General features: G+C 61.0%; 25 protein-coding genes and 1 pseudogene. 15 read left to right on the top strand and 11 right to left on the bottom strand.

Annotated features, from left to right (window positions below):
• The first annotated feature begins 1 nt into the window (after nt 1).
• The 13 genes from ACLFLU_RS37855 (at nt 2) to ACLFLU_RS37795 (ending at nt 13,687) form a co-directional block, all read left to right on the top strand.
• Nucleotides 2-175: a hypothetical protein gene (locus ACLFLU_RS37855; protein ID WP_426409720.1), complete on the top strand. Its 174-nt coding sequence runs from the start codon at nt 2-4 to the stop codon at nt 173-175.
• Nucleotides 172-381 (top strand): hypothetical protein, encoded by a 210-nt coding sequence (locus ACLFLU_RS37850; RefSeq protein WP_426409719.1) that lies wholly within the window; start codon nt 172-174, stop codon nt 379-381. Before ACLFLU_RS37855 ends, ACLFLU_RS37850 begins: the two co-directional genes overlap by 4 nt.
• A 114-nt stretch (nt 382-495) precedes the next feature.
• Complete coding sequence (locus tag ACLFLU_RS37845; RefSeq protein WP_426409718.1) at nt 496-855, top strand: hypothetical protein; 360 nt, start codon at nt 496-498, stop codon at nt 853-855.
• 274 nt (nt 856-1,129) lie between these two features.
• Nucleotides 1,130-2,374 carry a 5-aminolevulinate synthase gene (gene hemA / locus ACLFLU_RS37840; RefSeq protein ID WP_426409717.1) on the top strand — a complete coding sequence of 415 codons (1,245 nt, stop codon included), beginning with the start codon at nt 1,130-1,132 and terminating at the stop codon, nt 2,372-2,374.
• Between the two features lie 47 nt (nt 2,375-2,421).
• On the top strand, nt 2,422-4,152 hold the full coding sequence (locus ACLFLU_RS37835) for an adenylate/guanylate cyclase domain-containing protein (protein ID WP_426409716.1): 1,731 nt from the start codon (nt 2,422-2,424) through the stop codon (nt 4,150-4,152).
• A 346-nt stretch (nt 4,153-4,498) separates the two neighbouring features.
• A complete protein-coding gene (locus ACLFLU_RS37830; protein WP_426409715.1) occupies nt 4,499-7,228 on the top strand; it encodes a helix-turn-helix transcriptional regulator in 2,730 nt (909 codons plus the stop codon).
• A gap of 231 nt (nt 7,229-7,459) precedes the next feature.
• Nucleotides 7,460-7,693 (top strand): DUF6894 family protein, encoded by a 234-nt coding sequence (locus ACLFLU_RS37825; RefSeq protein ID WP_426409714.1) that lies wholly within the window; start codon nt 7,460-7,462, stop codon nt 7,691-7,693.
• Nucleotides 7,694-7,837: 144 nt separating this feature from the next.
• Nucleotides 7,838-9,655 carry an FUSC family protein gene (locus ACLFLU_RS37820; RefSeq protein ID WP_426409713.1) on the top strand — a complete coding sequence of 606 codons (1,818 nt, stop codon included), beginning with the start codon at nt 7,838-7,840 and terminating at the stop codon, nt 9,653-9,655.
• Nucleotides 9,655-9,858, top strand: coding sequence for a DUF1656 domain-containing protein (locus ACLFLU_RS37815; RefSeq protein ID WP_426409712.1), 204 nt, complete (start codon nt 9,655-9,657; stop codon nt 9,856-9,858). Before ACLFLU_RS37820 ends, ACLFLU_RS37815 begins: the two co-directional genes overlap by 1 nt.
• Before the next feature lie 11 nt (nt 9,859-9,869).
• Complete coding sequence (locus ACLFLU_RS37810; RefSeq protein ID WP_426409711.1) at nt 9,870-11,036, top strand: efflux RND transporter periplasmic adaptor subunit; 1,167 nt, start codon at nt 9,870-9,872, stop codon at nt 11,034-11,036.
• A gap of 34 nt (nt 11,037-11,070) precedes the next feature.
• Nucleotides 11,071-12,783, top strand: coding sequence for an alpha-keto acid decarboxylase family protein (locus ACLFLU_RS37805; RefSeq protein WP_426409710.1), 1,713 nt, complete (start codon nt 11,071-11,073; stop codon nt 12,781-12,783).
• A 69-nt stretch (nt 12,784-12,852) separates the two neighbouring features.
• Complete coding sequence (locus tag ACLFLU_RS37800) at nt 12,853-13,161, top strand: hypothetical protein (protein WP_426409709.1); 309 nt, start codon at nt 12,853-12,855, stop codon at nt 13,159-13,161.
• 97 nt (nt 13,162-13,258) lie between these two features.
• The gene (locus tag ACLFLU_RS37795; RefSeq protein WP_426409708.1) at nt 13,259-13,687 is read left to right on the top strand and encodes a VOC family protein; all 429 of its coding nucleotides are present in this window, start codon (nt 13,259-13,261) and stop codon (nt 13,685-13,687) included.
• 1,176 nt (nt 13,688-14,863) lie between these two features.
• Here the strand turns inward: ACLFLU_RS37795 and ACLFLU_RS37790 are convergent.
• The 4 genes and pseudogenes from ACLFLU_RS37790 to ACLFLU_RS37775 form a co-directional block, all read right to left on the bottom strand.
• A complete protein-coding gene (locus ACLFLU_RS37790) occupies nt 14,864-15,370 on the bottom strand; it encodes a YkgB family protein (protein ID WP_426409707.1) in 507 nt (168 codons plus the stop codon).
• Between the two features lie 46 nt (nt 15,371-15,416).
• The gene (locus ACLFLU_RS37785; protein WP_426409706.1) at nt 15,417-15,674 is read right to left on the bottom strand and encodes a carboxymuconolactone decarboxylase family protein; all 258 of its coding nucleotides are present in this window, start codon (nt 15,672-15,674) and stop codon (nt 15,417-15,419) included.
• A gap of 15 nt (nt 15,675-15,689) precedes the next feature.
• Nucleotides 15,690-15,743, bottom strand: a pseudogene (locus tag ACLFLU_RS37780) (hypothetical protein); the annotation flags it as partial.
• Nucleotides 15,743-15,955 carry a hypothetical protein gene (locus ACLFLU_RS37775; protein ID WP_426409705.1) on the bottom strand — a complete coding sequence of 71 codons (213 nt, stop codon included), beginning with the start codon at nt 15,953-15,955 and terminating at the stop codon, nt 15,743-15,745. The gene ACLFLU_RS37775 and the pseudogene ACLFLU_RS37780, both read right to left, overlap by 1 nt.
• Nucleotides 15,956-16,086: 131 nt before the next feature.
• On the opposite strand from ACLFLU_RS37775, the gene ACLFLU_RS37770 reads away from it, so the two are divergent.
• Entirely contained in the window at nt 16,087-17,082 is a 996-nt protein-coding gene (locus ACLFLU_RS37770) for an AraC family transcriptional regulator (RefSeq protein WP_426409704.1), read from the top strand.
• A gap of 76 nt (nt 17,083-17,158) precedes the next feature.
• Here the strand turns inward: ACLFLU_RS37770 and ACLFLU_RS37765 are convergent, their stop codons facing one another.
• The 4 genes from ACLFLU_RS37765 to ACLFLU_RS37750 form a co-directional block, all read right to left on the bottom strand.
• Nucleotides 17,159-18,256: an alkene reductase gene (locus tag ACLFLU_RS37765; protein WP_426409703.1), complete on the bottom strand. Its 1,098-nt coding sequence runs from the start codon at nt 18,254-18,256 to the stop codon at nt 17,159-17,161.
• Nucleotides 18,257-18,335: 79 nt separating this feature from the next.
• Nucleotides 18,336-19,010, bottom strand: coding sequence for a peroxiredoxin-like family protein (locus ACLFLU_RS37760; RefSeq protein WP_426409702.1), 675 nt, complete (start codon nt 19,008-19,010; stop codon nt 18,336-18,338).
• Between the two features lie 149 nt (nt 19,011-19,159).
• On the bottom strand, nt 19,160-19,477 hold the full coding sequence (locus tag ACLFLU_RS37755; RefSeq protein WP_426409701.1) for a hypothetical protein: 318 nt from the start codon (nt 19,475-19,477) through the stop codon (nt 19,160-19,162).
• Between the two features lie 148 nt (nt 19,478-19,625).
• Nucleotides 19,626-20,504 carry a LysR family transcriptional regulator gene (locus ACLFLU_RS37750; RefSeq protein ID WP_426409700.1) on the bottom strand — a complete coding sequence of 293 codons (879 nt, stop codon included), beginning with the start codon at nt 20,502-20,504 and terminating at the stop codon, nt 19,626-19,628.
• A gap of 90 nt (nt 20,505-20,594) precedes the next feature.
• Between ACLFLU_RS37750 and ACLFLU_RS37745 the strand changes: the two genes are divergently transcribed.
• On the top strand, nt 20,595-20,828 hold the full coding sequence (locus ACLFLU_RS37745; RefSeq protein WP_426409699.1) for a hypothetical protein: 234 nt from the start codon (nt 20,595-20,597) through the stop codon (nt 20,826-20,828).
• 118 nt (nt 20,829-20,946) lie between these two features.
• Here the strand turns inward: ACLFLU_RS37745 and ACLFLU_RS37740 are convergent, their stop codons facing one another.
• The 3 genes from ACLFLU_RS37740 to ACLFLU_RS37730 are packed head-to-tail and all read right to left on the bottom strand — an operon-like array spanning nt 20,947 to nt 23,106.
• A complete protein-coding gene (locus tag ACLFLU_RS37740; protein ID WP_426409698.1) occupies nt 20,947-21,348 on the bottom strand; it encodes a hypothetical protein in 402 nt (133 codons plus the stop codon).
• A complete protein-coding gene (locus ACLFLU_RS37735) occupies nt 21,345-22,268 on the bottom strand; it encodes an alpha/beta fold hydrolase (RefSeq protein WP_426409697.1) in 924 nt (307 codons plus the stop codon). Before ACLFLU_RS37735 ends, ACLFLU_RS37740 begins: the two co-directional genes overlap by 4 nt.
• Nucleotides 22,269-22,278: 10 nt before the next feature.
• Nucleotides 22,279-23,106: a hypothetical protein gene (locus tag ACLFLU_RS37730; protein WP_426409696.1), complete on the bottom strand. Its 828-nt coding sequence runs from the start codon at nt 23,104-23,106 to the stop codon at nt 22,279-22,281.
• Between the last annotated feature and the right edge of the window lie 2 nt (nt 23,107-23,108).

The following is a 23,108-nucleotide window of genomic DNA, read 5'->3' as shown; positions in this document are numbered from 1 at the left end:
GATGGAAGAGTTCTTTCGATTTATCCAAGAGTCTGGGCGCGAACGAAGCCGCCTGATTCACGAAGAGTGTGCGATCCGCGACAGCGTCGACGCGCCGGTTCCTGACAGCAAGCAGGGCGATAAGCCCCCGACGGATCAAGCAATCGGCAACAACAATGCGGGAGTTGTCCCATGATCAAGATCATTGCCGTGCTCTGCAGCCTGGCTTCTCCGGCGAATTGCCACGAGCAGCTCGTCACCACGTCGGATTTCGCCGACGTCTCGTTGCAATCGTGCCTGATGGGTGCGCCGCAACTTGCTGACTGGATGACGCAGCATCCGGCCGAACGTCTCGCGGCATGGCGCTGCGTGATCGGCAAACAGGATGGCAGGGGAGCTTAGGTACATGCCGGACGCGGACCGGCAGCTCCTACGTACGACTGATGTGTTGGATCGCAAAGTACGCGGATGCCCGTTGGGTCGAGGAAATCAACAAGCACAATCTTGGAGCAGACAATGAAAAACCTTCTCGTTTATGCTGCAGCGGCGAGCTGCCTGATCGCATCATTCTCCGTGGCGCAGGCGCGCTCCGCGTATGATGGAGCTTGGAATCTTCGCTTCGTGACGCAAAGGGGCGCGTGCGATCCGAGCTACAACTTCTCGGTCAACGTCAACAACGGTATCGTCACGCACCCGAATCTGGTGAGGTTCGGAGGCTATGTAGCGCGCTCAGGTGCCGTTCGCGCCTCGGTGACTGTTCAGGACAAATACGCATCTGGCTCAGGCCGGCTCTCGGGCAGCTCAGGTCGCGGGATGTGGAGCGGCTATTCGGGCAGTTCGCGTTGCTCGGGCTATTGGACTGCCGAGCGAAACTAGCGACATGATCGATGCATTCGCACTCGCCGCGATTTGCCGAGATTTGCACGGCTTCACTCGCACGGACGCTTCTCCTCCAATACCAATCTGCTTCATGGAAGGAAGCGGCTTTGCAAGTGCTCGGCGCCCAGCGCGTTCCTGACCCTTGTTCGCGCAGGCACCCGCGGCCGGTCCTTTTCCCTCCCGAGGACCGGCCGCCCGTTTCATGGCTGATGAGCATCGGATCGGATGGGCACGGCGATCGTTGAGCGCCAACTGGAGGAGATTTGGCTCCATGACCTACGATCATTTCTTTTCCGTCGCGCTTGCCCGCTTGCACCGGGAACGGCGCTACCGGGTGTTTGCTGATCTCGAGCGCATCGCCGGTCGTTTTCCGTACGCCAGATGGCATTCCCCTGACGGTCCGCGTCCGGTCGTGATCTGGTGCTCGAACGATTACCTTGGCATGGGCCAGCACCCGAAGGTGATCAGCGCCATGATTGAAACCGCGACCCGTATGGGCGCTGGCGCCGGCGGCACTCGCAACATTTCCGGCACGAACCATCCACTGGTCGAGTTGGAGCGCGAGCTCGCCGAGCTGCACGGCAAGGAAGCGGCACTGGTTTTCACGTCGGGATATGTATCCAACGAAACCGGCATCCCGACCATCGCCGGTCTGCTTCCAGATTGCGTGATCCTGTCGGACGCCTGGAACCACAATTCGATGATCGAAGGGGTGCGGCGTGCCGGCGTGGAAAAGAAGATATGGCGTCACAACGATGTTGGCCATCTCGAAGAATTGTTGGCGGCAGAAGTCCTGGAGCGGCCGAAGCTGATCGCTTTTGAGGCCCTCTATTCGATGGATGGCGACGTCGCGCCAGTGAGGAAAATCTGCGATCTCGCGGAGCGCTACGGCGCCCTGACCTATATCGATGAGGTCCATTCGGCAGGCATGTATGGCCCGGCCGGTGCCGGCATTTCTGCGCGGGAAGGGATATTGCACCGCATTGACGTGGTCGAGGGCACGTTGGCGAAGGCCTTCGGTTGTCTCGGCGGCTATATCGCGGCGAATGCCGATATCATCGACGCGGTGCGCTCCTACGCGCCGGGATTTATCTTTACCACCGCGCTGCCGCCGGCAGTCTGCGCCGCCGCGACCGCGGCGATCCGGCATCTCAAGGCTTCACAGTGGGAGCGCGACCGCCATCAGGAACGCGCCGCGCGGGTCAAGGCCGTGCTCAATGCGGCAGGCCTGCCGGTCATGCCCAGTGAAACACACATTGTACCCGTGATGGTGGGTGATCCGGAGAAGTGCAAGCAGGCGAGCGATCTCCTGCTCGCCAAACACGGCATCTATGTCCAGCCGATCAACTATCCGACCGTCCGGCGCGGAACCGAACGACTGCGCATCACGCCGACGCCCTATCACGATGACAAGCTGGTTGACGCGCTCGCCGAAGCGCTGCTCGATGTCTGGAGCCGTCTTGGCTTGCCGCTGCGTGCTCGCGGCGAAATGACGTGTTCGAATAGCTTCGTTTGAGGTCGCGATCCGTGAGAATTATTGTGGGAGGACATCTCGAACGAAGATTGGCGGCCGTTTTGGCCGCTGATGTCGCAGGCTACTCGCAGCTTATGGGTACCGATGAACGCGGCACGTTGGAAGCGCTGAAAGCCTACCGCCGCGAGGTTATTGATCCCGCCATTGCTGGCCACAACGGACGCATCGTCAAGACTACTGGCGACGGAATGCTGGTGGAATTTGCCAGCGCTGTCGGTGCAGTGACTTGCGCCATGGCGATACAGGGCCAGATGGCGGAACGGAACGGCGGTAATACCCCGAAAATCGCTTTCCGGATTGGCATTAACGTCGGCGACATCATCATTGACAACGATGACATTTTTGGCGATGGCGTCAACTTGGCGGCGCGGGTCGAGAACGAATGCGCACCGGGTGGGGTCTATCTGTCCAGCAATGCTTTCGAGCAGGTCAGGGGTAAAACGGAGTTTGACTTCGACGACCTCGGCGAGAGGTCCCTAAAGAACATCGACCGGCCGGTCCGATTGTTCGCGGTCCGGCCACCGTCAATACTAGGTGGCAAACCTCAGGTCCAGGCCGCCAGGTCGCTGGCACTTCCCGACAGGCCGTCGATCGCCGTGCTGCCATTCACTAATATGAGCGGTGATCCCGAGCAGGAATATTTCGCAGATGGTATCGTCGAAGACATCATCACCGCGCTGTCGCAATTCAAGTCGCTGTTCGTGATCGCACGCAACTCGAGCTTCACTTACAAGGGCAAGCCCGTCGACATCAAGCGGGTCGGACGCGAACTTGGCGTGCGCTATGTGCTCGAGGGCAGTGTGCGCAGATCCGGCAACCGAGTTCGCATTACAGGGCAGTTGATCGAAGCCGCGACCGGCGCTCACATCTGGGCTGAAAAGATCGACGGTGCCATGGAAGACGTTTTCGATCTGCAGGATGAGGTCACTTCGCGTGTGGCTGGGGCCATCGAGCCGTCGATCAGGTTCGCCGAGATTGGTCGCGCGAACACTAAACCCACCTATAACCTCGATGCGTACGACCTCTTTCTCCGCGCGATTTCGAGATACTATCAATTCACGAAGCCGGACAACGACATGGCCGTTTGCCATTTGAGTGCGGCGACCGAACTCGATTCAACATACACGCTCGCCAAGGCATTTCTCTCGTTTAATCATGTCACCCGCTGGAATCAAGGATGGGGTGAAATGGGTGACCGCGAAAAGAGCTTGTGGCTGGCTCGTGAGGCGATTGCGGACGATTCCAACGATGCTGCGGTGCTTTGCTACGCCGGGCATGCACTCGGCTTCTGGGGAGAATATGACCGAGCGCTTGCGGTACTGGAAAGAGCCGCGCGGCTAAACGTGAACAATTCGCAAGTGCTGAGCAGCCTTGGCTGGGTCATGAACTATGCCTGTGTCGATCCGGATCGGGCAATTTTGAGTTTTGAGCGCGCGATGCGACTGAGCCCGCGCGATCACGAAGTTGCCCTCATGTTGAGCGGCATGGCGAACGCAAACCTAATTGCCGATCGCGACGAAGCGGCGCTGTCTGCCGCGCAAAGAGCAATTGACGAAAATCCTCGATTTGCTCCGGCTCTTTGCATCAGAATTGTGGCGCTGGCGCATTCAGGTCGGCTGGACGAGGCCAAGGCTGCGACTGCTGAATATGTAAGACTCGATCCCGGCTTCACCATCTCGACCAGGGTCCCGAACTATCGCGATCCGGCATTTCGCCAGAAATACCACGAGGCGCTACGGAAGGTCGGGCTACCTAAGTGAAGATGCGACTTCCCGCCATGATTTTGTTTTAGCCCCCTTTAGGCTACCGCGCGCGGATCCATCGGTGCAGGTCGACGACGTGCACGATATTGGGGCGTGCAGATCGGACAATCGTGCTTCGCTGCCGCATTGCAACCAGCGAAAATCCGTCGAAAATGAAATTCCAATGGAACTAACAGTGTATGATAGGGCGCCGAGCGGGTCCGCCCGCGTGGTCCGTGCATGATAGGATGTGCCTGGAAATATTTTCGCAGCGAAGTGCTGAGGGCCGGAGGTGGCGAAACGGCTGAAAAGGACTGCTCCCCAGCTGCCTAAGCAGCGCGAAGGCGTCCCGCGATCGACATCGTTGCAGGGACGAGAGACGGAAATTGCTCTGATCGATCAGTTGCTCAGCCGGATTGATTTGGGTGGCTCGACACTCGTGATCAGCGGGGCACCTGGGATCGGAAAATCGACGCTGCTCGAAGAGGCCAAAAGCCGCGCACGCGCAAGCGGCATCACTGTCCTCAGCATGACGGGTGTCCAGGCCGAAGTGCATATCGCGTTTGCTGGACTTGAGCAGGCACTACGTCCGCTCATGAAGCAGGCAATGTGTTTGGCTCCACGCCAGCGGTCTGCTCTGCTGAGTGCGTTTGGCATGAGCGATGATGCCGCTGCGACTCAAGACATCCGGCTGGTCGCTCTGGCGACCCTTACCCTTCTGACGGGAGGTGCGGATCATAAGCCAATTTTGCTCATCGCTGACGACGCTCAGTGGTTCGATGAAGCAACACGCGACGTGTTGTCCTTTGTGTCCAGGAGATTGCGTTCGGATCCCATCGTTTTGCTGTTAGCTGTACGCGAGGGTTTCGATTTCCCGTTTGGAGACGCCGAAACCTTGCGGCACGTCGTTCCGGCTCTCGGCGATGCGGATGCAGCCCGTTTGCTCGACGTCCAAGCGCCCGAGCTTTCCAGCGACTTGCGAAGCCGATTTTTGAAGGAAGCCGCCGGCAATCCATTGGCCCTGCTGGAGCTGCCGCGTGCAATTCAAGCGGCATATGATGGTGAGGTCCGATGGCTCCCATTGACCGAACGACTTGAACGCGCCTTTTACAGCCGTGTGTCTGAACTTCCCAATGCAACGCGGACGCTCATGTCCGTGGCCGCGGCGAACGATGGGACCGCGCCTCACGAAATCATGCGCGCCTGCGAAGTGGTGCTAGATGGGAGCGTGGGAGTTGATGCCTTCGCGCCCGCCGTCTCGGCCAAGCTGATCGAGTTCGATACAACCGAGGTACGGTTTCGGCATCCGCTTGTACGATCCGCGATCTATCAGGCAGCGGACGTCGTGGCACGCCAAAGGGCACATACCGCGCTGGCGACGATTATCGAGGATCAGGATCGTCGGCTTTGGCATCGTGCGGCAGCGACGGTGGGCCCGGACGATGAACTGGCTGCCGAACACGATCTGATGGCTACTCGTGCGCGTCGGCGCGGTTCTATCGCCATGGTCGTCCAGATTCTGCAGGTCGCAGCAAAGCTGAGCAGCACGATAAAGGCGAGAAGGGAGCGGCTTTTACAGGCCGCCGAATTTGCAGCAGTTGATCTTGGGCGCCCCGAGCTACTCGAGGATCTGTTGCGGGGAGCCGAGGTGGATGGATCGGATAGACTGAACGCCGCTCGGGTCGCGTGGTGTCGCGAGATAAGCCAGCATGTAGCAGTCCATGATCCCGGGAAGATCTTTGCTCTGATGGACTTTGTCGATCAGGCCCATGCAGTTGGCGCGAAGGATCTCGCAAGCAACCTTCTCGTGCGCGCGGCGCAACGCTGCTTGTGGAGCAACGCGAGCAGTGACGTCCGCGCAAGCGTTCTCGACGCAGCAAGCCGACTGGACTTTCCGGAACTCGACGCACGCTTGATCGCGATTTTGGCCTATGTCGAACCGCTACGACAAGGCGGCGAAGTGTACACGAAGCTAAAGGCGCTCTCTGCAAGAAGCATCGGCAACGCAAATATCGGGCGCCTGCTGGGAAGCGCTGCGAACATCATCGGCGCGTTCGATCTTGGCGTCAGATTTCTGGCCGAATCCAATGCAGAGCTGCGCAAACAAGCCTTGATAGGCAACCTCCCGCGTGTGCTTTTCGTTCAAGCCTGGTCCGAGATGGAGGTCGGCGATTGGGTGGGGGCAGCCAGAGAAGCCGAAGAAGCGGTCCGTTTGGGCGAGGAGACCGGAGCCGCCTTATGGGCCGGCGCGGCCATGACCGTGAAGGCGAACCTCGCGGCCATGCAAGGCGATCTGGAGCAGTGTGAAGCGCACGCTGCTAAAGTGGAGCGCCGCTTTTTATCTACTGGCGTCAGTTTCCTGCCGGCGCTTCCGCAGTTGGCGCGAGGGATAGGTGCCATCGGCGCCGGTCGGCATTTGGAGGCCTTTGAGCACTTGCAGCGCCTCTTTGCCCCAGCCGATTCCGCCTTTAGCTACGGTCTGCAATATTTTGCGCTTGCCGATTTCGTCGAGGCGGCGGTCTACTCCGATCGCTCGCAAGCCGCACGCAGCATGATCGAAGAGATAGAGCGCGCCTCAGCGCCCAAGCCCGTGCCTTGGGTCGAGACAATGTTGTCCTACGGAAAAGCGCTGCTCGCGACCAATGAAGATGCCGAACGCTTCTTCCTGCGGGGGCTTGGGTTAGCTGCAAAGAATTGGCCGTTCTTACGGGGGCGCCTTCTGCTCGGTTATGGTGCGTGGCTGCGACGCCAGCGCAGACCTGCAGATGCGCGGGCGCCACTGCGTGAGGCCCGGGACCTGTTCGACGCGCTTGGCGCTTCGCCCTGGAGCAATCGCGCGCGAGAGGAGTTGCGGGCAGCCGGCGAAGCCAGCCTCCGCCGAACTGAGCAAATTTGGGAGAAGCTCACTCCGCAAGAGTTGCACATCGCGCAACTCGCCGCTCAAGGGCTTTCGAACAAAGTGATCGGAGCCAGACTGTACCTGTCGCACCGAACGGTCGGCTACCACCTCCACCACGTCTTTTCGAAAACCGGGGTCACCTCCCGATCCGGCCTGGGAGCCGTCCTCTCCAAAGCAAACAACCCGGCAACCTGAATCCCGTCTGTCATCGGACTGGTCATCCGACAGATGCGCATCTCGCCGGTCGCCTGCATTCTCTGTGTGTAAATCCACGAGGGACTATAGGCACGCAGATGATCGTCTTCCTTCTCATAGCAGCTTGGACCTGGTTGCGGATCTTCCCAGCGCCGCGGGTCCTGGCCGCCGCCCGAAGACACCTGCGACGCTGCCGCCTCGTAGCTAATCGTCTCTTTGAAGGAGGCTGAGGTGACACAGGTCTACTTCCACTGCTCCAACGCAAATGAAGTCTTGATCGATCGCTGCGGCGCCTTGGTAGACGATCTCACGGAAGCCCGTGATCGCGCCACCTCCGTCGTGCGCTCCCTCACGACGGCACGAACTCTCGACGATTGGCGGGGCTGGATCTTGCACGTCGAGGACGACGTTGGCGCAGAGGTCTTCGTCGTTCCGTTTGCTTTCGTCCTCGGCAAGCCGAATTGAGAGCGCCCCTCTCCACAGCCAACAACCCGGCGGCTCGCTCTGCTCTGTCACCGGACTGGTCATCTGACAGATGGTGCCCGCCTCTGGTGGCCGATAACTGAGCGTGAATGCCGAAGCACTGACAAAATTGATGAGGAACTTGCCGTGGTCGCAACGACAGCTCAGCAGCCGTTCACGACAGCCAGGATTCCAGCCGGCTCGTGGATATTCGCCATCCGCGTTTGGCTGGCCACCATCCTGGCATTGTTTGTAAGCTTTTGGCTTCAGCTCGAGGCGCCGTTCACGGCGGCGGTAACCGTCGCTATTCTTGCGGAGCCGACCCGCGGTCAGGCGCTGGAGAAGGCTGCCTTCAGATTGACTGGCACCATTGTGGGGGTCGCAGCCTCGATCGCAATCACCGGGTTGTTCTCTCAGGCCAGAGATTTGATTCTGCTGGCATCTGCGGTGTGGCTTGGTCTCTGCGTCTTTTCTGCAAAGCTGTTGGATGGCAATCGCGCCTATGCGGCCGTCCTGTCCGGCTACACCGTTGCAAACATCGCGATACAGCAGATCGACAGTCCGCAGCACGTGTTCGGAGCGAGCGTGGAGCGTGGCGCCGCAATCGCGGTCGGCATCGTCTCCGTAGCGGTCGTAAACGTATTGATGTCCGCTCCGGACCGTCAGTCGAGCCTTGCCGTCCAACTCGCGGCAATCCATCGCCGCGTGCGCAACTACGCAAGCGCCGCCTTCTGTGGCGAAGGCGATTGGGTGTTCTTGGCGCTGGTGCGGGATATCGTTGGACTCCGCCCTGATGTAGCAAGCGTCGCTCTCGAGTCGAGCAGCGGTACCGTCGTAAGCGCGGCCGCCCGCAGCGCTGCCGTCAGCCTCGTCGCTGAATTGCAGGCGGCGCGGGTCTTTAATGCAGGTCATGCCGATCCTGAGCCGGAAGCTTCCGCATGGAAAATGCGGGAGTTGCTGCAGCGGGACGACCACGTCTGCCAGGATTTGTTGGCTCTTAGGTCGGTTAAATGGCCGTCACGATTGCAGCGAGCCCCCGTATACTGCTCTTTTCGCATTGCGGCCGACACCGCTGTACGCGCCGCTCTCTGGTTTGCAATTGCATCGACGCTATTCGTCTGGGCCGGGTGGTCTGCGGCAAGCGCTTCACTGTACCTTGTCGCGACGGTTGCTGCATTGGGAGTCATCACACCCAACTCGCGAGGGTTTACCGCGATAGCACTTGTTGGCGGGCCGGTCGCGGTTGTAGTGGCGGGCATACTCGAGTTCATCGTGCTCGATGGCGCTGACGCCTTTCCTGCACTGGCGATCGCCCTGGCTCCATTTACGATCGGTGCAGCATTTCTCGTCCCATCGCAAAGTCCTGTGTGGTCAGGACTTGGCCGGATCAATCTTATCGCCATCCCAACTATCCTGGCGCCGAGCAATCCCCAGGCCTACGATCCTCAGGCATTCCTCTTCACGTCCCTTTTCATTGTCGCGGCTCCGGCGGTCTTGCTGGCTGCACAAATGCTCATTCCGCCGGTCTCCTGTGAAAAGCAGAGGAATCGGTTGCTCGCGGAGGCTCGCGGCGAGCTGGAACCGGACAACAGGAATGGCGAAACTCGGGAAGAAGCAGCGTTCCGCGACGCCTCGCGCATCGGACAGTTTCTTTCCGCCGAGGGAACGCAGGACAATCGCGCTATCGCGGAAATGCTCGCCTTGTTCGATCGGTCGGCAATGATCCGGCTCTGCAGCACGAAACTGACGCAGTTCGCTGATGGGCCGCTCGCTCCACTCGCACGTCAAGCGCGCGAAGCTATCGGCACGCGAGACACGGCCGCTCTCCGCGCCATCGCCCGAGCGCTTCGCGAGAACGCCTCCCACAAAGATGCGATCGAGGCAGAAACTGCCGCGTGCCTTGTGCTGATCAGCGACACGATCGACCGGGCCAACAGACTGAATTTATCTCGGGAGGCAATCTGATGGCACATACATTTGGAGAATTGGTCGTCGGAGGCGTTCTGGTCGCGCCTTTCGTGACCTACCTGATGGCAGCGCTTGTTGTCGTCATCGTCCTTCGGCCGCTCCTGCGTGTTGCAGGGTTTGCGAAGCTGTTCAGTCACGCCGCAGTCGCACAGCTCAGTCTCTTTGTGACGATTCTGTGCTTGTTGATGCTGTTTTTCTAGAGGAGAGAGCTATGGATGCGATTGTTGATGATGAGGTCGTTCAGCAGAACCCGACGCAGGCAAGGGTGACGCAGTTTTCGCCCGTATCGGCTCGTGAGACAGGCGCGTTCGACGAGATCGCACGACGGATCTCGGAGGATTATGCAAACGACGAACAGATTACCTCGCCTTCGGAACGGTCTATGTCACGGCGACGAGGCGCCGCGGCGCAGCGTCTGCTTCGCAAATTGGCTACAGCCGGCATCGTGGTCGTTGCGGTCTTGGGCGCCTTCGTGGCTTGGGACCAGTACAACGCCGCCCCCTGGACGCGCGATGGCAGCGTGCGAGTTCAAGTTGCCAACGTGGCGCCGCAGATTTCCGGTCAGATCAAGGAGCTGCGGGTCGTCGACAATCAATTCGTTCACAAGGGCGACATCTTGTATGTCATCGAGCCCTTCGATTTTGAGGTCGCACTGCGCGCATACAAGGCATCGCTACAGCAAAAAATCGCTGATAGGGAGGTCAAGGATTTGCAGGCCGAACGACGGCAGCGCTTGTCTGATCTTGCGGTGAGCACCGAAGAGAAGCAGACCTACCAGGGAAATGCTGTTCAGGCGGCGGCTGTCGTCGATGCGACTCAAGAACAGGTGAAGCAGGCGGAGATTAACCTGCGGCGCACCGAGGTGCGCAGTCCGGTGAACGGATACGTCACCAATCTCCTGCTCCGAGTGGGAAGCTACGCGGCACAGGGGACCAGCAATATCTCGATCGTCGACACGGACAGTTTTTGGATCGACGGCTATTTTGAGGAGACCAAGCTGGCCCGACTGTGCGTGGGCGATCGCGCCGAGGCCAAGCTGATGGGCTACCGAGCGCCGATCATTGGCCACGTCGCAACGGTGACGCGTGGAGTCAGCGTATCGAATGCGGTGACCGCCACGCAGGGTTTGCCTAACGTAGATCCAGTTTACACCTGGGTACGTTTGGCGCAGCGCGTGCCGGTCCGCATTGCGATCGACAAGGTGCCGTCGGGGATTCCGCTGGTGTCCGGCCTGACTGCGACTGTCACGATCCGCAACAGCAAGGATGAAGAGAACAAAACGCTGCTTCAGAAGGTGAGCGCCGACCTGGAGCAGAGCTTTGCCGGATTATTCGGCGGAGATCCGGCGCGCCCTGGCTGCATTCCTAACCCATCCTGACTTCCACTAATCCAACGATCTGAGGAGACAAATCATGTTAAACAGCCCCACCGAACGGATGACGATCGGCGACTTCTTGCTTCGCCGTCTCCAGGAGGCCGGAATCCGACATTTGTTCGGCGTTCCCGGCGACTACAATCTAACGCTGTTGCAGCAGCTTCAGGATACGGGCACGCTGAAATGGATCGGCACGACCGGCGAGCTGACTGCGTCCTATGCCGCGGACGGTTATGCGCGGCTGAACGGCCTGGGCGCGCTACTCGTGACAAACGGCGTGGGTGCGCTCAGCGCGATCAATGGTGTCGGCGGCTCCTACAGCGAGCACGTTCCCGTCATCTGTATTTGCGGATCGATACCGCTCAGGTCCATCGACCGAGGGCTGGGAATGCACCACACGATGGCCGATGGGACATTTGATCATTTTCTTGACGCCTATGCTCCGGTGACCGTCGCGCAGACGAGAATCACCCCCCGCAACGCGGCCACCGAGATCGATCGTATGATCCTCACGGCATGGCGCGAAAAGCTTCCGGTATACATGGAGCTGCCGTCCGACGTTGCTTATCTCGACATCGAGGTGCCGGCGGCTGCTCTTGTGCTCGCCGACCCGCCGAGCGATCCGGAGCGGCTGCATTCGTGCATCGTCGCGGTCGCGGCGCGACTGGCCGCGGCTACGTCACCAGCGATCCTCGTGGATGCCGACGCGGACCGGTTCGGTGTCGTGCAGGAGCTCATGGAGCTGGCCTCGAAAGTGCAGGCTCCTGTGGCCGTGATTAACGCAGCTAAAGCCGTCATTGACGAGACGTTCTCTCACTATCTCGGTATCTACGGTGGCAAGGCAAGCGAGCCGCAAGTACGCGAGGCGATCGAGAGCAGCGACTGCCTGCTTTCGATCGGCTACCGACCAATCGAGGTGACCACCGGCGACTTTACGGCCTCGCTGCCGGCCAACGCGATCCACCTGCGCGGCCATTCGGTGGATGTAGGTGACGACAACTATCAGGCAGTGACGCTCAAGGAGGTCCTTCGCGGCGTCATCGACGCCGTCGCTCCGGCCAGGAGCCGCACTCCGCGCGATGCGGCCACTGCTGTAGCACGCCCGCACATCGGCGGTTCCGCTAAGCTCACCCAGGCTGCTTACTGGCGGGCCATCAAGAGCTATCTGCGACCAGGAGACGTCCTTTATGTCGATAATGGCACGTCGTTCGTCCTCTTGGGTCTGAAGCTTCCGCCGAATTGCACTTTCATCGGTTCGATCAACTGGGGATCGATCGGCTACTCGGTTGGAGCTTTGCTCGGTGCACTCACGGCGGCGCCACACCGTCGTCACCTGTTATTCATCGGCGACGGTTCGTTCCAAGTTACGGCGCAGGAGCTGTCGACCATTCTGCGACACGACCATAAGCCGGTGATCTTCCTGATCAATAACGGCGGATACACCATCGAGCGCGGGTATATCGGCAAGACCGAGTCCTACAACGACATCGCCAACTGGTCTTATGCCCATCTGCCGAAAGTATTGTGTCCTGATACGTCGGCTCGCTCATTTGTCGTCAAGACGAGTGAGGACCTGCAAGGCGTGCTCGATCAGCCCAACGATACGATGATTTTCGTCGAATCGATCATGGACTCCTGTGATGCGCCGGCGCCGGTCATCGCCAGCAGCAACAAGGGCGCCGAGCTCGATTATGGGCCTCGCGGCCCCCAAGGACGAGAAAACCTGCAGCTCCGGCAGGTCGTATCCTGATCGAAATCTGACAAGCGCATCGGAGAAGTCACATGAGCACTGCTAAGCTCTTATTGAGGAGCACGTCCCATGATAGATGAGACCTCCAACGAGCTATCAAGCGAACATCAGTCCTCGCGTCGAAATGGCATTGGTACAAGGATTGTACTTGCAGTGTTGTTGTTGCTGCTGGCTGCGACTGGCGTCATCGCCTACCTCGGTTGGACCCTCGGAGATGCCGACGTGCCTGCGTCGGGCTATATCGCGATGGGGATAGGCGTCATTTTCTCTCTGGTGGTCGGCATCGGACTGATGACGCTTGTCTTTTACAGCAGCCGCAAAGGATATGACGAACCAGCAGTTTTGATTGAAGGATCTCATATCGATCGAGATGATTGACAGGACGTTGCTCGTTGAGTTGAGCATGAGATCACATCATCGCAGCGCCACGCTAGATATGCTGCAGCTGGCCAATAACAAAGGCTGAGAGGACCGAATGATTGACCACGTCTACATATCCGTCACCAACATCGACAAGTCACTGGCCTTCTACTCTGAGGCCCTGAAGCCGCTCGGCTGGAAAATCTTTGGTAATTACGACTCCTCTTCGGGCCCCGGGGGTGTTCCTGATCTCTATGGCATCGGAGACGACGTGTACGGTAGCGGAAAGGCGGCCGGATCAAGCATCTGGCTACGTCAACGGAAGCCCGGCGAGACCGGGCTGTATCTCGGGATTGTCTGCGACACGAATGAACTGGTCGATGCAGCTTACGCAGCTGCAATCAGAGCTGGGGGCACCGACGAGGGCAAACCAGCGGATCGCACCTACTTCGCCCCCGGCTACTACGCCGCCAATGTCGCCGACTTCGATGGAAACCGCCTAGAGTTCGTGCGTAAGGCGTGGAACCCCAAGCGGCGCATATAGCGTCGCAGATGGTCTTATTTCGGCTCGGCGATCCCGTCGGTGAGCGAGCAATCAGTTGGCGGGGGCCCACGCATCCTTGTCGAATTTTGGTCGGGGGCGGCGCGGCAGTCGACTGTGTTTCGGGTTGGCGCTCGCCATCGTTCTTGCGGCGATCCGCTCAATTCTCACGTTCGGGAATAGCGAAATTCGTTGTGAGCGTTCGTTCCCCCGATACCAACAAAAATACCAACAAAGCAGTCGGCTGCAGCGAATTTTCACGTGCGTCTTCAACGCATCGCGGAAAACTCCGGAATCGAACCAGACGCATAAGTTGTTGTTATTGCTGGTATTTTTAGCGTGGTGCCCCTGGCCGGCAATCGCTTATTCCCGTAACTATCTGATCTTACATTGATTTTATCCGCCGATTGCTGCTGATACCAGCACAAATACCAGCAGGACGACGAGCGGTATTCGCCGACAAAATAAAATAGCGGGCTTCCGGCAGCGGGCACGCCTATGCCGTTCCGGACTCAACAATTCGCCCGACCGGAATCGAACCCGGCTCTGACCGAACTCCCGGAGGGATCGATCGCGAGATTAGTCTCAGCTGTTCGATGCGGAATGATCGAAAATCGTGGGTTTGACGCCCACTCTCTCCGCCACGCCGCAGGACTCCTCCGTATCCGATTGTTCGACTCGACAGCAGAAACAACGAGCGGCGCGACAAACGCTGTTGCCGCCGGTTCTGCGATGTTACCGAGATCACAAACCGCGGTTTTTGACCGCGGGTTCGAAGGACGAGCCTTCCGGCACGACACTGTTTTCCTCTGCATCCCATTGTCGCGTCGTCGACCACGATGCCTGGTCGAACGCTGCAACGCAGGGGCAATATCGAGCTGGGCGGTTTCGATGAACCCTGTCGGCGACGAGTTTGTCCAGATTGCTTACTCGCGCGAATGAACCGGAGCTGGAGTTTCGGTTCTCACGCGAATACTGCCGTGCGGATCAGCAGCTCTTGGCGCAAAAACTTCCATCCGGTCGGATCGGCACCTCTGAACGGGGGCACTATGGAATTGGCTGATCTCTTTGGCCCATCGACCTTCTATTCAGAAGCTGACGTTTAGCATTTTGAGACGCGCAACCGCCGGCGAGGAGGGACTCTCGCCGGCGACGCCTCGCCATCAGCAGGGTGCCACCCTATTGCCGCGTCAGGCGAACCACGTCCTGCCTCAGCAGGTAGAGCGAGACGGCGAGCAGCACGAGATCCTTCAGAAGGAAGGCCGAATTAATCGTCATCGCTGGAAAGCCGCCGGCGCCAGCATCCCACGCGTCAGGAACGAACGGCAGGACCGTGAAGGTAGCGATGAAGGTAAAGGTCGAACCGAGGGCGCCGAGCATGCCGGCTTTCTTGTTCCAGAAACCCAGAAGCAGCAACGTGCCAAAGGTCCATTCTGAGGTGCCGAGAAAAATGGCGGTGCCGCGAATGCCCAAAACCGGAATCGTCCAGAAGATAAACGGGCCGTGGGTAATTATAGGCAGCAGTCCTCTGATCTCCGCTTCGAACCATTTGTCGTACCCGAACCACGCGAAGATGATCACCATTGCGGCGCGGAGCAGGTGGTAGTCGAGGTCCTCGGCCAGCAGGCCGGAGCTGTGCAGCGCGCGGACGAGCGGACTGCGAACGGTGTTGGACAGCGTAGTCATGGTCGTGATCCTTTCACGTTTGAGATCTGACGATTGCACCGTTGCCTCACGCGACGGCGGGGAAGTCGATCTCGGTGTCGTTGATGCGGTTGAACACGTTGGTGAATACGGTGGTCGCGAAAGCCAGGCTGATCTCGACGAGCTGGGTGTCGCTGTAGCCGGCGGCCTTGATCGCCGCGAACTCCTCGTCGCTGACGGTGCCGCTGGTCTCCGCGAGCTTACGGACGAAGCGGGCCAGCGCATCGCGCTTGGCATCGCCTGTGGGCTTGGCTTCGCGGATATTCTTCAGTTCGTCAGGCTTCAATCCTGCGAGCTTGCCGAGCAGGCTATGCGCAGCCTCGCAGTAATCGCAGCCAGCGACACCGCTGACGATCAGCTTGATGGTTTCCTGGTCGCGCTTGCTGAGCGAGCCCCGGACGCAAGCACGGCATCCGCGGCGAGGACCGACTTGAGCGCGGCCGGGCCGTGGGCAGCGATGACCGCGAATGTGTTCGGCACACTGCCGATCGCCTTCTTGATCTGCGCGTAGACCTGGCCGGACGGACCGGCATCGGATTCGAGATTGGGGACGGAAAGACGGGACATGATGGCACTCCTTTGTTGAGGTGGTGAACGATTGCGGACTGACTGTACGAGTGTCAGGCGAGACGTTGAATGTCGAGAAAGCTCGACTATATGCTCTGTCGTCTCAAAATCGGTCCGTTAGGGAGATGGCCATGGATTGGCTCAGCAGGCTGTTCGAGGTGATGCCGGTGCGCGGGCGGCTCGATCTGCGCTGCTCCTACGGCGCGCCGTGGCGGATCGATCAGGGGCCGGGGAAAGCGAACGAGATTCCCTACCACGCGGTCGTCGGCGGCTCGGCAGTGCTGGAAGATCCTTCCGGCGGCAAGCCGCTGCGGCTGGAGACCGGCGATATCCTGCTGCTGCCAGGCAATCCACGCCATGTCATGCATGATGGCGGCGGCGCGCGGCCGAAGCCTTTGCGAAATCGCCAGGAACTCAATCTCATCATCAGCGAAAACGCCGGCAATGGAGAGCGGCTCGACTTGCTCTGCGGGCATTTTGCGATCGCGCCTCCGCACGACCGACTGCTGCGTAGCTATCTGCCGCCTCGTCTGGTCGTGCATACCCGCGGTCAGGACGGAGGAGAGAGCGCCGCACAGCTCGCTGGCTTGGTCGCCCTGATGCGCGGCGAGTCGGCGGACGATCATCTGGGCGGTCGCGCGATGCTGAATGCGCTGTCGACCGCAATGTTCGCGCTGGTGCTTCGGCGCGCAAGCGAGGCCGAAGATGCACCGCGTGGTCTCCTCGCGCTTGCCGGTCACCCGCGGCTGGCGCCGGCTGTCGCCGCTCTCTTCAACGAGCCTGCGCGCGCGTGGTCGCTGCCCGACCTCGCGCGCCTGTGCAACATGTCGCGCGCCACGCTCGCCCGGCAATTCCAGGAGAAGCTCGGGCGGTCGGCCTCCGATCTATTGACCGACATCCGGATGACGCGCGCGGCGAACGAGTTGAGGAAGTCGTCTCTTTCGACTGGCGCCGTGGCGGAGGCGGTGGGCTACCAATCCGAAGCGGCCTTCCAGCGCGCCTTCAAGAGCCACATGGGCGTCACTCCGGCGCAGTGGCGCAGGATGCAGGAGCCGTCGGATCGGGACATATTCGCAAGGTTGGCAGCACCTGTGGATGCGGGCGCTGCGAAGATCGCTGAAGGCTGAACGGTCGACAAACATAGGCCAGCGAGGGGCGGCGATGCGCCCTCGCTGGCCCGGTGATGAGCGGAGCGATCTGCGTTCAGGCCGCCGCCGCCGCCCGCGGGTAGTCCGTGTAGCCGCGCGCGTCGCCGCCATAGAAGGTCGACCGGTCGTAACGGGTGAGCGGCAAGCCCTGCCGGATCCGCTCCGGCAGATCCGGGTTCGAGATGAAGTGACGACCGAAGGCGACGAGGTCGGCTTCGCCGAAGGTGACGATGGCTTCCGCGGAGGCCGGGGTGAAGCCGCCGGCCGCGATCAGAGTCCGCGAGAACTTCGGCCTCAGATGCTGAGCGGCGATCGGCGCCCGGCCATGCGAGATCTCCTCGGTGCCCTTGATGCGCGGCTCGACGACGTGGAGGTAGGCGATGCCCAGGCGGTCAAGCTGCGTCGTGACGTAGCCGAACGTCGCTGCCGGATCGCTGTCGGACATGGATCCGTAGGTGCCGCTCGGTGCGATGCGCACGCCGACGCGATCGGCTCCCCAGACCGAAATCGCGGCCTGCGTCACTTCCAGCATGAAGCGGGCGCGGTTTTCGATGGGGCCGCCGTATTCGTCCGTCCTCTTGTTCGTTCCGTCCTGCAGGAACTGGTCGGGCAGGTAGCCGTTCGCGCCATGGATTTCGACGCCGTCGAAACCCGCTCGCAGCGCCCGCTCGGCGCCCGACCGAAACTCTTCGATGATGGCGGGGATCTCATGCAGCGCGAGCGCGCGCGGCATCGAGAACGGAACCTCGCCCTGCTTGGAGTACGCGTAGCCCTCGGCCGCGATAGCGGAGGGCGCGACCGGCGCGTCCCCGTTCGGCTGCAGGTCGACATGCGACTGCCGGCCGACGTGCCACAATTGCTGGAAGATACGGCCGCCCTTGGCGTGGACCACCCCGGTGACGCGCTGCCATCCCGCAATCTGAGTGTCCGAGTAGATGCCGGGAGCACCGGCATAACCGTTGCCGCGGATCGAGACTGGCGATGCTTCGGAGATGATCAGGCCGCCCTTGGTCGTGCGCTGCTTGTAGTATTCGACCATTAGCTCGCTCGGGATGTCGCCGGGGTCGGAGCGCATCCGTGTCAAGGGCGCCATGGCGACGCGATGGGACAAACGATAGGGGCCGACCTGGGTCGGTGTGAACAGATTGGACATGGGTATATTCCTTTCGGGTGCATGAATTGAAGGACAGCGGCCGGTGGTCATTGCGCCCCACCGGCCGTCTCATGTGCCGTCACACCTTGACGGCCGCCGCCCGCTGGAGGACCGGGATCATGTCTTCGGGCTCCGGCCGGCGGGTGTAGTCGGGGTTCACTTCGGAATAGAGGATCACGCCGTCTTGTCCGATGACGTAGCGGGCCGGCATCGGCAGGGTCCAAGCGGGGTCATCGTTGAACGTCGGCAGATCGTTCTTCAGCTGCTTGTAGAGCGCGACCAGATAGTCAGGCAGGTCGAAGCGCAGGCCGAACGCGGCGCCGACCTTGCCCTTCACGTCCGAGAGGATCGGAAAGGACAGCTTGTTCTGGCGCACCGACTTGCGGCTGTTCGGAGCGGTCTGCGGCGAGATCGCAACGAGCGATGCGCCGTACTTGTCGAACTCCGGCTTGGTGGCTTCGAGCGCTTGCAGCTCCATGTTGCAGTAGGGGCACCAGACACCGCGGTAGAAGCTGAGCACCAGCGGGCCGCGCTTCAGCAGATCGGCCGAGCTCACGATGTTGCCCTCCGGATCCCTGAGCGAGAAGGACGGAGCGAGACCACCGGCCTTCCTGGCGCGCTTGGCGGCGCCCGATTCGATCAGCTCGGCCGTGGCGCGGTGCATCGTCTCGATGACGGAGGAGGGAACGTTGTAGGGCGGCTTTCCCGCCTCGAAATCGGCTTTGAAGGCGTCGAGCTTGGCTTGAAGCGACATGACGGTTCTCCGTTGGCGTCTGCGTGGAGGACGGCGGCGCCGCCCGTTTCCTGGAAGTCACATGCAGAAAGCTAAAGGAGACCGCCGCGCGAGGTAGCGGGCACGTCGGACTAGAGCTTATTCCCGCCTGGAATGACCGTCGCGCCCGGTCAGCATCCCCTGCAGATGATCAGCTTGCGGTCCAAGTCCTGATCCACCTGCTGCTGTTGGCGTTCCCATGCCGAGACGGCTTCATGACGGGGGACGTCTGCGAGGCGGGGCTGGCGATGGCCGACTGGGGCAAGCCAAGGCAATCGCGACGTCAACACGATCGGCGCACGATCCATGGCGGCGCCGGTTGAAACGTCAGGGAAAACGGCAGCAGTCTGTTGCCGGTCGGTTGCGCTCGCCGGTGAAAGCAGAGCGGAGAAGATGGCAACCGCAGCGGCTGCGCCGAGCAAACGCTGCGGAATCGAGGTGCGGGACATGATGACACTCCTTTGTAGGAGGCTCGCGACGAGCAGCTCCGTTGGGTGTCACCGTACTCATTCAATCGAAACCCTGAATGCCGGCTGGGATCGAAGACGTGCTCGTTCGTCTCATGAGCTGGCCGAAATCCGCCCGCGACTACATCGCCTACGCATTGAACGTACGTTCGAAGAAATCCACGAACGCTCGCGCCTTGGCCGTCGCCGCGCGGCCGGTCGGAAGCACCGCCCACAGGTCGAGCGGCGGCAGACTCCAATCCGACAGCACCGTGCGCACGGCGCCCGCTCGCAGTTCGGGGCTGAACATCCACTCCGACGCGATGGTCAGTCCTGCATGGGCGAGCACTGCCGCTCTTACGCCTTCCGCAGCACTCACCCGAAGTCTGCTTTGAATGCTGACGGCCAGTTCCGTACTTTCGCGCATGAACGACCACACGCTGCCTTCCTGAAGATAAACGACGGCCTGATGCTTGCTCAGTTCGCTCGGCGTCGACGGCGTGCCCGCCCGATCGAAGTAGGTGGGCGTTCCGAGCACGTGCCGCTTGCATCTTGCGACGCGGCGAGCGGTCAGCGTCGAATCCATCATCTTCCCCATCCGGAGCGCCACATCGATACCCTCCTGGACGAGGTCGATTTGACGGTCGTCCAGGACCACCTCGAGATCCAGTTCCGGATGCTGCGCCATGAATTGCGGCAACAGCGGAATGAGATGAATGCGTGCGAACGTGACGGCGGCGCAGACGCGCAGTCGTCCTTTGAGGCCCGCTCCCGCTCCGCGCGCGGCGAGCTCGGCCTCGGCGGCCTCTTCAAGTGCCCGCCTGGCGCGCTCGAGATAGCCAAGTCCGGCTTCGGTGGGTGTCAGTCCTCGCGTCGAGCGCGTCAGTAGCTTGACCCCGAGATATTCCTCCAGTTGGGCGACCGATTTGGAGACGGCCGGCTGCCCCACCCGAAGCTGTCGGGCTGCTCCGGAGAAGGAGCCCGTTTCAACGACCCGCACGAACGTCTCCATCGAAGCCAGACGATCCATCCTATTCTCCGCAGGAATGAGCGATATCGCTCCGCCCTGTCTGCCATGCCTGACGAGAATTGGCCACTCTCCACGCAAAGGAGAGACGCAATGACCATCAATGATCACCTGATCGCGAGCCCCGTACTGGCCGCGGGCACGGACTGGATCCGCTCGATCCGCGCGAAGGCGGTCGCAAGCGAAGCGGTTCAGACCCTGCGCGCGATGGCAGGAGATGCCTTGTTCGCCTATGCGATGACGGGCAGTGCCGTGGCGAGCCTGGCCATCCTCGTCGCGCCGCATCTCGAGATGCTGCTTCGCTGCGCCGCGCAGGGACGCGGCTAGGTTCGTACCGCTATCGACCAACGTGGCGGCCGGCGGCCCAATCGACAGAATGTCGTTCCGGCCTTCACCAAGCCAAGGATTTGACGGCGCTCGCCGCCGAATGAGTGGCCACGGGCCATCACGCACTTGCGGCGACGCTCAATTGGTACAGCCGGCCCGTCGCATCCAGGTCCTCCACGCGCCAGTCGCCGCCGACGCCGGCGATCATCCACCTGAGCAGCGCCCAAAGATCGGCGTCGATCTCCGGATCGTTCAGCGGCTCGAGCGCGTCGGGCAGGGCGTAGATCTCGATCCTGTCGGGAAATGGTTCCCCACTGCGGCCGATGAAGACGAAAGCGTAGACCATTCCCGAGGGCGCCCGCACGTAGCCGGGGCGCGATAGGGCGTTCGTCTCCAGAGCAAACTGTTTGACGAAGAATTCGCGGAATTCCGGGTAGTGCCCGACGCGGTCTTCCGCGAGCACGAACGCTCTCCTCTTGCCTTCCAGCGTCGGATTTTCGATGAGTTGAATAGGTGTCATGGCTGCCTTTCCCCGATGCGGTCCAGGAAATGGTTGATCTTGCCGGCGATCTCTTCGCCGGAGTCCTCCTGGAGGAAATGCCGGCCCGTCACCAGCTCCGGCCCTTCGGCGTGCGGCAACAGCTCTTTGAAGCGGGTTGCGAATGTCTTGTGGTCGAAGACCTCATCTTCCCGGCCCCAGACCAGCAGCGTCGGAAATCTCGACATCTTCAGCTCGCGTTCGAGCCATTCGAAGCGGGCCAGGCCGCGGGCGCTCTCGTCGAGCGGGATCCAGCGCGGCCAAGTCCATGTGAGCAGGCGCGATGCGGGATCTGGCAGGATGCTTTCATAGACGCTCTGGGCTTCCGCCCGGAACTTCCCGCGGTCGACAACGGAGAGGTACATCCCCCGACCTGCAAGCGCGTTGTGGCGCCCGAGCAGATAGGGCCCGACGAGGGGCGCATGCATCATGCGCCATGGGAAAATCCGCTTGTGAAATTCAGCCGGAGGCAGCGGCCATGCCCAGGTGCTCATGATGACCAGCGCGCGGACGCGGTCCGGATTGGACAGGGCGAACCCGAGGCCGGTCGGTCCGCCCCAATCGTGGCAGACCATGGTTGCGTTGCGCACATCGAGCTGTCGCAGGAGGCCTGTCAGATTGGCGATGTGACCGTCCAGCGTGTGGGCCTGTTCGTGGACGGGCTTCTCGGAGAGCCCGAAGCCGACCATGTCCGGCACAATCACGCGCCTGCCCGCTGCGGTCAGCGGCCTGATGAATTTCCGGTACAGGAATCCCCAGGCAGGATTCCCATGCAGGAGAACCACTGGATCGCCGGCACCCTCGTCGACGTAGTGCATGCGCCAGCCATTGACGCGCTTGAATTTCGGCTCGTACGGCCATTGCTCATGCACGAACCGCTGCGCTGTTTCCGATGCCTCCATCGTTTTCCTCCTATCCAAAGAAGATGATGGCCTGGCCGTTGAGGCCAGGCAGCCTGACCACCGGGCCCAGAGATTTGCCCGTTGCAAAATCGAACGCGACGACTTCGTCCTGAGCTACGCAATACAGCTTCCCATCGGGCCCGAAACGTAGTCCGCGCGGCTTCCTGAATCCGACACCACGATCCGGAGTCAGGACGCGAACGAGACGGCCGTTGGATCGATCATATTCGCGGATGGTCGTCACCGCGTCCGGAGCACCGAAGGGATGTTCACTGCTGACGACCACGCGTCCGTTTGGCGCGATCGTGAGATCGAGCGGACTGAGGTCCGGATCTCGGACTTTCCAGGAAGGATTGACCGTCCACTCCGGACCGAACGCCAGAATGGTGTTGTCGCCTTCGCCGCCCGGGCCGATGCCGGATGCGAGAAAGAGAGTGCCGTCCTGTCCGAAGGCGAAACCGCGGGGGAACGGAACCACTGCGCCCGGAAGCATGGCTTCCCCAGATCCATCGAGCGTTGGCGCAAACGCCATGATCGTCCGCGCAGTGCGCAATCCGACATAATACCGGCCATCCGGTCCGAAGTTGCCGCCGCCTGGGTTCAACCCAGGTATCACGCCGGTCTCGCGCACGACACGACCCTTTCCATCGAGCGCCAGAATGCGGTCCGAGCCGCAGTTGAGGAAGAGCGATGAACCGTCGACGCCAACGCCGCGCGGGTCGACGATCCGGGCGTCCTCACTGAACGGACCCAGCACTTTGCCGTCCGCATCGAACGCCAAGAGCTTGCCGTAGCCCAAGCCATTCGTGCCCGAGGCGCTCGTCACAAGAAGAACCATGG

Origin of the sequence: Bradyrhizobium ganzhouense, from assembly GCF_049949285.1 — a bacterium.
Lineage (GTDB): Bacteria > Pseudomonadota > Alphaproteobacteria > Rhizobiales > Xanthobacteraceae > Bradyrhizobium > Bradyrhizobium ganzhouense.
This window is presented reverse-complemented; position numbering and strand designations above follow the sequence as displayed.

Coding starts and splice junctions, on each gene's coding strand:
- ACLFLU_RS37850 (WP_426409719.1), top strand. CDS start 172: ATGATCAAGATCATTGCCGTGCTCTGCAGCCTGGCTTCTCCGGCGAAT.
- ACLFLU_RS37810 (WP_426409711.1), top strand. CDS start 9,870: ATGGATGCGATTGTTGATGATGAGGTCGTTCAGCAGAACCCGACGCAG.
- ACLFLU_RS37795 (WP_426409708.1), top strand. CDS start 13,259: ATGATTGACCACGTCTACATATCCGTCACCAACATCGACAAGTCACTG.
- ACLFLU_RS37760 (WP_426409702.1), bottom strand. CDS start 19,010: ATGTCGCTTCAAGCCAAGCTCGACGCCTTCAAAGCCGATTTCGAGGCG.
- ACLFLU_RS37755 (WP_426409701.1), bottom strand. CDS start 19,477: ATGTCCCGCACCTCGATTCCGCAGCGTTTGCTCGGCGCAGCCGCTGCG.
- ACLFLU_RS37855 (WP_426409720.1), top strand. CDS start 2: ATGGAAGAGTTCTTTCGATTTATCCAAGAGTCTGGGCGCGAACGAAGC.
- ACLFLU_RS37750 (WP_426409700.1), bottom strand. CDS start 20,504: ATGGATCGTCTGGCTTCGATGGAGACGTTCGTGCGGGTCGTTGAAACG.
- ACLFLU_RS37740 (WP_426409698.1), bottom strand. CDS start 21,348: ATGACACCTATTCAACTCATCGAAAATCCGACGCTGGAAGGCAAGAGG.
- ACLFLU_RS37790 (WP_426409707.1), bottom strand. CDS start 15,370: ATGACTACGCTGTCCAACACCGTTCGCAGTCCGCTCGTCCGCGCGCTG.
- ACLFLU_RS37845 (WP_426409718.1), top strand. CDS start 496: ATGAAAAACCTTCTCGTTTATGCTGCAGCGGCGAGCTGCCTGATCGCA.
- ACLFLU_RS37800 (WP_426409709.1), top strand. CDS start 12,853: ATGATAGATGAGACCTCCAACGAGCTATCAAGCGAACATCAGTCCTCG.
- ACLFLU_RS37765 (WP_426409703.1), bottom strand. CDS start 18,256: ATGTCCAATCTGTTCACACCGACCCAGGTCGGCCCCTATCGTTTGTCC.
- ACLFLU_RS37815 (WP_426409712.1), top strand. CDS start 9,655: ATGGCACATACATTTGGAGAATTGGTCGTCGGAGGCGTTCTGGTCGCG.
- hemA (WP_426409717.1), top strand. CDS start 1,130: ATGACCTACGATCATTTCTTTTCCGTCGCGCTTGCCCGCTTGCACCGG.
- ACLFLU_RS37735 (WP_426409697.1), bottom strand. CDS start 22,268: ATGGAGGCATCGGAAACAGCGCAGCGGTTCGTGCATGAGCAATGGCCG.
- ACLFLU_RS37775 (WP_426409705.1), bottom strand. CDS start 15,955: ATGTCCCGTCTTTCCGTCCCCAATCTCGAATCCGATGCCGGTCCGTCC.
- ACLFLU_RS37745 (WP_426409699.1), top strand. CDS start 20,595: ATGACCATCAATGATCACCTGATCGCGAGCCCCGTACTGGCCGCGGGC.
- ACLFLU_RS37770 (WP_426409704.1), top strand. CDS start 16,087: ATGGATTGGCTCAGCAGGCTGTTCGAGGTGATGCCGGTGCGCGGGCGG.
- ACLFLU_RS37730 (WP_426409696.1), bottom strand. CDS start 23,106: ATGGTTCTTCTTGTGACGAGCGCCTCGGGCACGAATGGCTTGGGCTAC.
- ACLFLU_RS37805 (WP_426409710.1), top strand. CDS start 11,071: ATGTTAAACAGCCCCACCGAACGGATGACGATCGGCGACTTCTTGCTT.